This window comes from Variovorax sp. 22077, from assembly GCF_052044195.1.
GTDB lineage: Bacteria > Pseudomonadota > Gammaproteobacteria > Burkholderiales > Burkholderiaceae_C > Variovorax > Variovorax atrisoli.
In genome coordinates this window covers 1-2,969 of the sequence record NZ_JBQEQC010000059.1, presented here as the reverse complement: position 1 = coordinate 2,969, position 2,969 = coordinate 1, and the positions used below count along the sequence as shown (strand labels likewise).

Genomic DNA, 2,969 nt, shown 5'->3' with positions numbered 1-2,969 from the left:
GATCCTGCACCTGCCCCAGGTCGGCATCGACGACAACTTCTTCGACCTCGGTGGCGACAGCATCAGCTCCATCCAGCTCGTCAGCCGCGCACGCAAGGCCGGACTGCTCATCACTCCGCGCAGCATCTTCCAGCAGCCGAACATTGAAGCGCTGGCCGCGCAGTCCAGTTTCGAAGCATCGGCAGGCCGGCTAGATACAGTAGGGAATCCAGCAGTTGGCGACTTGCCTCCTACACCGGTCATCCATTGGCTGCGCGAGCGTGGCGGCCCTTTGACGCAGTTCAACCAGTCGATGCTGCTGCAGGTCCCTGCGGACTTGCAGCAGGACCATCTCGTGATGGCGTTACAGGCTGTGCTCGACCAACACGACGCACTGCGCATGCGCCTTGTGCCCGGCTGGCATCTGGAGATCCCCCCAGCGCCATCCTTCGAGGCCAGGGAGTGCCTGCGCCGTATCGACACGATCGGCCTGCACGAGGACGGCCTACGCATGCTTATCGCCGAGACCTCGCGCGTGGCCGCCTCACGCCTCGACCCCGAAGCCGGACGCATGCTGCAGGCCACCTGGTTCGACGCCGGCAGCGCACAGCCCGGACGCCTGCTGCTGACGATCCACCACCTCGCGGTGGACGGCGTCTCCTGGCGCATCCTCGTGCCCGACCTCGAACTGGCCTGGCAGGCCGCACAGCGCGGCGAACGCGCCAGGCTCGGGCCGCGCAGCAGCTCCCTGCGCCACTGGGCGCTGCGCCTGAACGCCGAGGCACTCTCCCCGCGACGGCTCACCGAGCTGCCGCTGTGGCGCTCCATCGTGGACGCCGCCGACCCGCTGCTGTCGCACCGCGCGCTCGATGCCACCCGCGACACGGTCGCCACCGCCCGGCGCCTGACGCTGAGCCTGCCCACCACGCTCACCTCCGCACTGCTCACGCAGGTACCCGCGCTCTTCCACGGCCGCATCAACGACGTGCTGCTCACGGCCTTCGCCCTGGCAGTTGCCCAGTGGCGACGCAAGCGCTCCGGCGAGCAGGCCCCGGGTGTGGTCTTCGACCTCGAGGGCCACGGCCGCGAGGAGATCTTCGAGGACATCGACCTCTCGCGCACCGTGGGCTGGTTCACCAGCATCTTCCCCGTGCACCTGGACCTGCAGGGCGTCGACCTCGATGACGCCCTGCGCGGCGGCGCCCACATGGGCCGTGCGCTCAAGCAGAGCAAGGAGCGGCTGCGCGCCCTGCCCGACAACGGCCTGGGCTTCGGGCTGCTGCGCTACCTCAATCCCGAGACGGCCAAGGTGCTCTCGGGTGCAGCACCGCAGATCGGCTTCAATTACCTGGGGCGCTTCGCCGCACCGCAGGCCCAGGACTGGGCCGCCGCGCCGGAGGCCGGCGCATTGGGAGGCGGAGGAGATGCCGAAGCGCCGCTGGCGCATGCGATCTCGCTGGACGCGCTCACGCGCGACAAGGCCGACGGCCCCGAACTCCAAGCTTCCTGGGCCTGGGCCGGCGAGCTCTTCAGCGACGCAGACATCCGCGATCTTGCCCAGGGCTGGTTCGATGCCCTGGAAGCCCTGGTCGCGCACGCCCAGCGCAGCGACGCCGGCGGCTTCACGCCCTCGGACTTCCCTTTGCTGAGCCTGAGCCAGGCGGAGATCGAGCGCATCGAACAGCAGCACCCAGCACTCGAAGACATCCTGCCGCTGTCGGCCCTGCAGCAGGGCCTGCTGTTCCACGCCATGTACGACGAGCACGAGGCCGATGCCTACGTCGTGCAGTTGGCCTTCGAGCTCACGGGCCCCCTGGACGCTGGAGCCCTGCACGCCGCCGCCAGCGCGCTGCTGCAGCGCCACGCGCACCTGCGCGCCGCGTTCCTGCACCAGGACCTCTCCGAGCCCGTGCAGATCATCCCGCGCCAGATCACCCCGCCCTGGCAGGACATCGACCTCACCGCACTCGATGCACCCGAGCGCGAGACCCGCCTGGCCGGCTTCCTCCAGCAGGACCGCCTGCTGCCCTTCGACCCCGCCCAGGCTCCGCTGCTGCGCTTCGCGCTCATCCGCCTGGGCGCCCAGCGCGCTCGCTTCGTCTTCACCAGCCACCACATCCTGCTGGACGGCTGGTCCATGCCGATCCTGCTCAAGGAGCTGTTCGCGCTGTACGCCAGCCGCGGCAACCCCGCCAGCCTGCCTGCGGCCACGCCCTACCGCAACTACCTGGCCTGGTTCAAGCAGCAGGACCGCGCGGCCGCCGAGCAGGCATGGCGCGACGCGCTCGCAGGACTGCAGGAGCCCACCCGGCTCGTCACCACTCAGGCCTCCACCTCGGGGCGCCAGTCCTCCTTCGCCTTCAGCCTGCCGCAGGCGCTGACCGATGCCCTCACCCGCCAGGCACGCCAGCACAGCCTCACCCTCAACACCCTCATGCAGGGCGCATGGGCCGCGTTGCTGGCGCGCCTGACCGGGCGCCAGGACGTGGTCTTCGGCATCACGGTCTCCGGACGCCCGCCCGAGCTCGCCGGCGTGGAGGCCATGGTGGGCCTGTTTATCAACACCCTGCCGCTGCGTCTGCAGTTCCAATCCGATGAACCCGCCGCGCGGGTCCTCGCACGGTTGCAGGACCAGCAGTCCTCGCTCATCGCGCACCAGCACCTGGGCCTGTCGGACATCCAGCGCATCAGCGGCTTCAGCACGCTGTTCGACACGCTGTTCGTCTTCGAGAACTACCCCGTGGACTCCAGGGGGCGCCAGCCTTCCTACAACGGCCTGGAGATCGCTCGCGCCGGTGGCGGCGGAGGCGACACCACCCACTATCCGCTGAGCATCGCGGTCATCCCCGGTGCGCAGTTGCAGCTGCGCGTGGGCTACCGGCCCGACCTGTTCGAGCGCGACGCGGTCGACCAGCTCGTGGCCCGCCTGCAGCGTGTGCTCGAGGCGATCGCCGCCGACCCCGCGCAGCCCATCGGGCGCATCGAGATCC

1 protein-coding gene is annotated in these 2,969 nt (G+C 69.8%); it reads left to right on the top strand.

Annotated elements, in window-relative coordinates; all coding sequences use genetic code 11:
- A partial coding sequence (locus ACTJLF_RS34405) for a condensation domain-containing protein (protein WP_440884871.1) occupies positions 1-2,969 on the top strand: 2,969 nt, incomplete at both ends.